We start from the raw sequence: 7,210 nt of genomic DNA, 5'->3' as shown, positions 1-7,210 counted from the left end.
CCACAGGCGAGGGCTTCGAGAAGCACGATTCCGAAGGGGGGGACGGTAGAGTCCCTTCCATGCCATATGTCCAAGCTTGCGACACGCCCCGAAGGTGACCGTCGCGAACAAAGAGGCCACCGACCATCTGAAACGCGTCGCCGTTCGCACCGCAATCCTGCTCGTCCGGCCAGCAAGTCGGTGAGAAGTTACGCAGATTAGCTTGTTGCTTTGACCGGAAATCCGGTGGAATCATTAGTTCAAATCAGGAGGCGACCGATGTCTTGGACCATTGAGTGGAGCGAAGCCTCGGAGGCTGGCAGCTCTGAAGCCGAGTCGAGCGTCCAGATTCATCTTGCCTTAAAAGGCGAAGAAGAAGCCCTCTCCATTGCAGGAGATCTTCTCGAAAGAGGGTGCGTTGTGTGGTCGATCAAAAGAGATCACGGCATTCTCGAGATGGATAGGCATCGCGTTTTTCATCACTTCTATCCTCTTACTTCCTAACAATGCGCGGTCGGCAGCTCACTGACCTGCGTGGTGTAGGGCGAACCACACATTTTAAAGTGGCTCGACAACGCAAGTTGCCATCATGCTTGCAGGGGCGAGGAGCTATTTTCTTCCATGATCACACGGCACTTGATCCTGTCTCGAACCTCCCTCGCAGCGGCACTCACTGCTACAGCCCCCCGAGCCTGGCCGGCTATGCGACTGCCGTTGAGCCGAACCGACGCGGCTTAACCCGTTACTCCTTCACGCCAGCCAACTGGCCGGTCGGGCAAAAGCTCCGCATTGCGGTCCTGACCGACTTCCACGCCCATCCGCGCAACATGAATGAAGCGGATCTACTCGCTGTCGTTGCACGCACCAACGCGCCCAAGCCGGATGTCACTGTTCTACTGGGTGATTACGGATCGTGGCGCCCTAAGGCGCCCCAAGTCTGCGCCCTCTGTCTCGATGCCATTGCAGCCCGTGCCAGGGTGTCCCGCACAACAGTCCAGAATGCAATCCGGCAAGCTCGGTACCTCGGCATGGTCAAGGTCTAAGAACGCAGCCGGTCGGGCGCCAAGAGCCTGCCAAATGTGGTTCGCATCATCGACCGCGAGTGGCAGGCCTGGATCAGGTAACATGGGTTCAAAAAATCGAACATCATGGCCAAAGTGGTTTTCGAGAGAGAAGAGGCGGATCGGAGGAACTGATCCAAAAAGCATCGCAACGTGAGGAGCACGACCCGTGAAGACGGAATGGACCGACGCGGTCATGGGGATCAACGGTTTCGTCATCGAGGCGGAAACACGCTCAAATGCGCAGGTTTCTAGGGTCCTGGGACGGTTCTGCAGGGGCAGGACACGGTCCAGGTTCAAGGGCTGATCACGCCCCACGGAGATACCCTTGTGGCACTGCACACCCTTCAAACGCAGCTGCTGACGAAGCCAACGAAAGCCGGCGCATCAGATTAACAGCGATTGCATGACATATTATAGACCGATTCTATAAAGAAGGCACAAACTGAGCGGATGAGCCTAATAATTTATAAGCAAAGTAATCCCAGATTTAGACAAATTTATTGAAATATTGCGAGTGAAATACCAATTCAATAAGGCGTATTCTTAAATATCGATAGAGGATGTATTTTTTTCAGCACATATGAGCCCGTTGATCCCGCAATCGTAACTGTCATCTGCTCGCCATCAAGCAAGCCAACGTACCGGCGCTTACCGATATCAAAGACGATCATATTTCCATTTACATCAAGTACATTCAGAGCACTCCATTCGAATGGCTTATCTGGGCTGTCGTTTGCTTGAACTGCGTCTTGATCTACACGAATTTCAACACCGTCGCCTACCCAACGACCTTCAAGGAATTGGCGCATACTTGAATGAGCGACAGCTGGAGGCGAGCCAAGCATGCTGCCCAGCGCTGCTATGTTCAACCATCGGGTCGCCCTCAACGCATAGCTCCTACTCACAGGTCGTGAACGTTCAGAAGACCCTTGAGGCGATACAATAAGCCTCGCGAGGTTGATGAGCAAATATGAGCTCAGCCCCGTGACAAAGAGGATCGCGTACTTACCACCGTCACAACAGGTACTGATGGAACCCACATTGATTGAAACTATAGCGCGGCACCGCTGCTTCCGCAGAGAGAACCACCGGATACCCGACGTCATTGAGCTATGCGTGGGATGTGCGTGTAGCCCTTGCAAGAGATGCTGGTGAAGGGGGCTTGAATGACCGCTCAGGATGGATAGCAGACCCTGACCTTTCTCCATGAAACAAGCGATCTGCCCGCGACCCACATCAGCGGGCCTGATTATGATCGGCGCAATTATTTACTCGACGATAAAAGCAGCAACCAACAAAAAACTTAACCAATTCCTTTAACGTCACTTTAAAACTTAACTTCAATGATAAATACTAAAACATTAGGCGATCCGGCAATAGATTAATCAGGTAAATTTATGTTTAGCGCGAATGACGTCGCTGCAATTGCAAAAATATCTGATATAACGGGTGTGGGCGCTTTTCATACAAAGATTGGCGCCCTCACTGGCGTCGAACAAACGAAGAGTTTTAAATATTTGGTATCGATTGATGGCGCATACTACAACAAAGACCTAAATGTTCTGTCCATCACAAAGCCTGGCCTCATTCTAGATGGCTATGACTTCCGTGGTGTTTCCATAAACATCCAAGCCGACAACATTACCATCAAGAATTCGTATTTTGACGCGTCAGCCGGTATTTACGCGATCAATGCATTTCTCGGGACAAAGAACCTTACGGTCGATCAATCGACATTCGACGGCCTGAAGATCAGCAAGGTCGGTTATGTCGATTTTATTACTTCGCGTGGCGAAAATACAATTCTCACCCATAACACGTTCCTTGATGCGCCTTCTGATGCAGTTTCCATTCAGAGCGGAACAATCAGCGCGAACTACTTTGCCGGGGGGGCATATACGACTGGCGCACACGCGGACGCGATCTGGATCGGCAAGACCATCAGCCCAGTCGTGATCTCCGAGAACGTCATTGATTGGCGTTCCCGTGAGGATGCGCCAGCCGAAACAAACAATGCCGTTCGTATCACCGGTGAGATGGGCAACGTTTCGGACGTTCTGGTCAAGAACAATATCATTCTAGGGGGCAGCTACAGCATCCTCGTATCTGACGGCGCGACCCAGACCCACACCTCCGCCCAGGTCGGTTCGGTGAGCAGCGTGAAGATCACTGGTAACGTCGTCGATTACGGCAAATACGGCGAGCTCGAGCAGAGTTCTCGCCCCAAGGATATGGTCTATGCCAACAACCTTCACGCCACCGGAGGACCTGCGACACCGGGCCTCGAAGCAGCCGGATCTCTGCCCGACCCATTGACTCTTAATATGATTTCCGCAAGCGCGCCGGGGGCCGCGATCAAAGGAACTGCGAAGAACGACTACATCATCGGCGGCAGCGACTCCAACTATATCGAAGGCGGGGACGGCGACGATGTCATCGCGGGCGGCGGCGGGCGAGATTTCATCACTGGCGGTATCGGGAACGATATCTTCGTGTACAAATTCCTGTCGGACGATGGCATCGACCGCATCGGAGATTTCGTTCAAGGTCAGGACCGGATCGATCTGGCCTCCATCGCCGGTGCGCCCAAGGCGCTCGCCGACTGGCAATGGCTTGATTCCGAGAGCTTCACCGGCCATGCTTGGCAGTTCCGCTCTACATACGCCAGCACGACGACAGTGATCGAAGTCGATGCAGATGGCAACCTGAAGGCCGATCTGAAAATCGAACTCACCGGCAAGATCGCCGTTGGCACCAGCGATTTCATTTTGGTCCACAACGCCGATTTGGTCACGGCGCCGGTCCAGGCTCCCATATCAGTCCAGCCGACGGCGTCGCCGCAAGCCTCGACAGTCGCTCAAAGCTACCCGGCGGCTTTAGCCTTGGCTGCCCCCGAGCATCTGAATTCAATCTTTCGCTTCTTCGACACACAGACTGGCAATCATTTCTACACGGCAAGCGCAGTCGAGAAAGCGCAAATCCAGTCAAGCATGCCAACGTTCAATTACGAGGGTGCAGCATGGTCAACACCCGATAAGGGTCCGGATACCCACAACGTTTTCCGTTTCTTCGATACGAAGGGGGGAACGCACTTCCTGACGGACAGTGTCGCGGAGCGCGACGTCATCCTAGCGACGATTCCCAATTATACCTACGAGGGCGTAGCGTTCGCAGCATACAATGATGTGGCTGGGCCAGGACACCTGACACTTGATCGCTTCTATAATACCCAGACGGGTCAGCATCACTTCTCGGCATCTTCCGAAGAGACCGCCAGCATCAACCAGGGAGCGGCTGGCCCTGGATGGATCTCCGAAGGCAAGGCCTTCACTGTTCATATGCCGACAGATGGTGGGCTTTACGCCTGAAAAGGAAGACCTTTAGGACTAAGCACTTAGAACGTCTGCTTCCATGCCCTTTCTGACGGAAATCGGACTGATGAAAATCTACCCATTTCGGCCGCGGGTCATCGCCAAACCGAGCAGCCTGCGAGCGGACGTTCCCAGCTTCTGCAAAGCGTTGTTCGCAGAAATCGTAGCTGTACGAAAAACTATCGTAAAACTGACATCCAAACACGTTAGGAAAGGCTGTTCGCATTTCAAGTCTGCCAATCTATGAACTAGAGCGGTTTCCGCTTACTCCGGGTCGAAACCGGCGGCAGCCAAGTAGTTTGCGCACTCGGCTGGAGTGAAGGCGTCGAGCAGATTGCCGACGACAGTCCAGAGCCGATCGACCGTACGCTCGGCCGCTTTGCGCAGCAGCGCCTTGAGCTTGGCGAAGGCCATCTCGATCGGATTGAAGTCCGGCGAGTACGGCGGCAGGAAGCGAAGCCGTGCGCCGCTGGCCTCGATGGCGGCCTGGATCGCTGCTCCCTTGTGGGCGGGCAGGTTGTCGTGGATGACGGTGTCTCCGCGCCTGAGGGTTGCGGCGAGCACCTGCTCGACTTACGCCAGGAACCAATCTCGCGTCATCGGCCCGTCGAGCACCATGGGCGCGCTCATCCCCGACAGGCGCAAGCCCGCAACGAACGTCGTCGTGAGCCAGTGGCCATGCGGGATGCCCGAGCGTAGGCGCTGACCGCGAGCACAGCGACCGCGCAGGTGCGCCATGCGGGTGGAGAGGCCGGTCTCAGCGATGAAGATCAGGCGCTCAGGATCGAGGTCGGGCTGCGCGGCAAACCACGCCTCGCGCGCTTGGGCCACGTCGGGGCGATCCTGCTCGGTCGCATGCGCCGACTTTTTTCCACGTGACTGCCCGGCGGGCGAAGAACCGCCACAGCGTGCCCAATCCGACCGAGACGAGGCGCTCGGTACGCAGGCGCTCCTGCATCTCGGCAAGCGTGATGTCGCTGCGCGGTCCTTCGGTTCGTCCTTCTCAACGATGAGGGCGAACAGGAAGGCTTCGTGCTCGTCGAGCTTGGAGCCGGGTGGACGGCCCTGACGCTGAGCCCGCGTCTCCCCTGTCCTCGTGGCGTGCGCAGCCCAGCGGATCACCGTGGCGATGCCGACCCGATAGCGCAGGGCCGCGGCCCGGCGGGACAGACCTGCTCCCACCGCGTCCAGGACGCGAACACGCCGATCGTGACTGTAGGCACGGGCCATGGCGATCTCCCTGACGAACCTTCAAGGATCAACGCTCACCTCGCCGCAACGACTCAGGGATCGTGGAAAACACTCTAATTCAAAAGTTCTGATGAGGTGTTGACTGCTTGAAACTCAGCTTTCGTTCACAGCACGAAGTCAGAGGCGTGAAGGACGAATTTAGTTACCACGTCGATGGCGAAATCAATTTTTCCATCGCCATTTACGTCCGCCTGTACTTGGCCGCCGGTGCTGCCCGAGTAGAACCGAAGTTCACCAGCGTGTTTCGTGAAATCGCCTTCTCCGATCCAGGTGAACGCGTCGTGCGCACTTGTTAGCGTATCGGCGTCGATTAGGTGAAGATCAAGTTTGTCCTCACCTTGAGTGAAGTCGCCGATGTAATCTCGACCTTTCGCACCAGCGGTGCTGTCGCTGAGCTTCTCAAACTGGAAAGTATCGTGGCCCGTTCCTCCGTAGAGGATGTCCTTGCTTTTCCCACCAACCACCACATCGTCGCCGGCGCCCCCTCTGAGGCCATCAGTCTTGCTGCTACCCAGGATCAGTTCACCGGCGGACGTTCCAGTCACATAACCACCTGATACGGGCGCTTTGAGTATCAAGCTCGGATCAGCGCTGGGCGAAGGAGTTGCGGGTTCGACCGGCTTGGTTGGCGCTGGCAGAGGTGTCTTAACGGGAGTTGCAGAAACTGGAGACGGCGTCGATGCACTGGGTGCCGGCACAGTTGTAAGCTCAGACCCTTTCGCAGCCAGGATGAAGTCGCTCGTATTCAGGGCGACTGTGCCGGGGAGGTTTAGATTAAAGTCAGCTTTCAGGTCGCCGTCAGTGTCGACTTGGACTGTGATGAGGCCGTTGTTCGTCTCGTAGCGCAGCTGCCAGTCGTGACCCGTAAAGCTCTCCGAGCCGAGCCACTGCCAGTCCGACTCGGACCGCGGCGCGCCCGCAAGCGTTGCCAGATCGATCCGGTCTGTGCCTTGCGTGAAGTCCGTGATCCGGTCGATGCCGTCGCTCGTCAGGGATGTGTAGACGAATACGTCCTTGCCGGCGCCCCCGGTGATATAATCGCGCCCGCCGCCGCCAATGATCACATCGTCACCACTCCCACCCTTGATGAAGTTGGAGCCGCCGCCACCGAGGATGTAGTCGCCTTGGTCGGTGCCCGTGATGACCGCACGGGCAGTTGAGGGCCGATAGGTTAGGCAGCGCGCCGATGGCTTCCTGACCCGGAGCGACGGGCCGCCCGCTGGCATGCATGTTGTCGGCGTAGATCATGTCCTTAGGCCGAGAGGTCTGTTCGAGATCCCCGTACTTGCCGTAGTCGATGACGTTCCCGACGACCTGCACGCCCCTCACCGTGCCGACCTGACTTCCCGTATGGGTCTGGGTCGCCCCATCGGAGACCAGGACGGTCATGCTGCCGCCGAGGAGGATGTTGTCTTTAACGAGCACGTTCGCGACGTTGCCCAATTCACCCGTGATGCGCACCGCTTCGTTGGTCTCGGTGGGTGCGTCCGCGCGTGCGCGCCAGTCGATGGTGTTCTCGGAGATCACGACCGGCCCGGTGGTCTT

The 7,210-nt window shown here is 56.5% G+C and carries 4 protein-coding genes and 2 pseudogenes; 2 read left to right on the top strand and 4 right to left on the bottom strand.

Annotation, left to right across the window (positions count from 1 at the left end):
• The first annotated feature begins 258 nt into the window (after positions 1 to 258).
• The gene (locus tag ASG63_RS25595) at positions 259 to 483 is read left to right on the top strand and encodes a hypothetical protein (protein WP_156389548.1); all 225 of its coding nucleotides are present in this window, start codon (positions 259 to 261) and stop codon (positions 481 to 483) included.
• Positions 484 to 1,570: 1,087 nt separating this feature from the next.
• Here the strand turns inward: ASG63_RS25595 and ASG63_RS25590 are convergent.
• Positions 1,571 to 1,930 (bottom strand): hypothetical protein, encoded by a 360-nt coding sequence (locus ASG63_RS25590; RefSeq protein WP_156394262.1) that lies wholly within the window; start codon positions 1,928 to 1,930, stop codon positions 1,571 to 1,573.
• Positions 1,931 to 2,440: 510 nt separating this feature from the next.
• Here ASG63_RS25590 and ASG63_RS19690 point away from each other — a divergent pair.
• On the top strand, positions 2,441 to 4,411 hold the full coding sequence (locus tag ASG63_RS19690; protein WP_082559413.1) for a M10 family metallopeptidase C-terminal domain-containing protein: 1,971 nt from the start codon (positions 2,441 to 2,443) through the stop codon (positions 4,409 to 4,411).
• A 267-nt stretch (positions 4,412 to 4,678) separates the two neighbouring features.
• On the opposite strand, the pseudogene ASG63_RS24645 reads toward ASG63_RS19690, so the two are convergent.
• The 3 genes and pseudogenes from ASG63_RS24645 to ASG63_RS26635 form a co-directional block, all read right to left on the bottom strand.
• Positions 4,679 to 5,644, bottom strand: a pseudogene (locus ASG63_RS24645) (IS630 family transposase).
• Between the two features lie 125 nt (positions 5,645 to 5,769).
• Positions 5,770 to 6,753 (bottom strand): M10 family metallopeptidase C-terminal domain-containing protein, encoded by a 984-nt coding sequence (locus tag ASG63_RS26885; protein ID WP_443189819.1) that lies wholly within the window; start codon positions 6,751 to 6,753, stop codon positions 5,770 to 5,772.
• Positions 6,734 to 7,210: pseudogene (locus tag ASG63_RS26635) on the bottom strand (hypothetical protein); the annotation flags it as partial. The pseudogene ASG63_RS26635 and the gene ASG63_RS26885, both read right to left, overlap by 20 nt.

The organism is Methylobacterium sp. Leaf94 (assembly GCF_001426045.1).
GTDB lineage: Bacteria > Pseudomonadota > Alphaproteobacteria > Rhizobiales > Beijerinckiaceae > Methylobacterium.
Note: the sequence above shows the minus strand (reverse complement) of the source record. Positions and strands in the feature narration are given on the sequence as shown.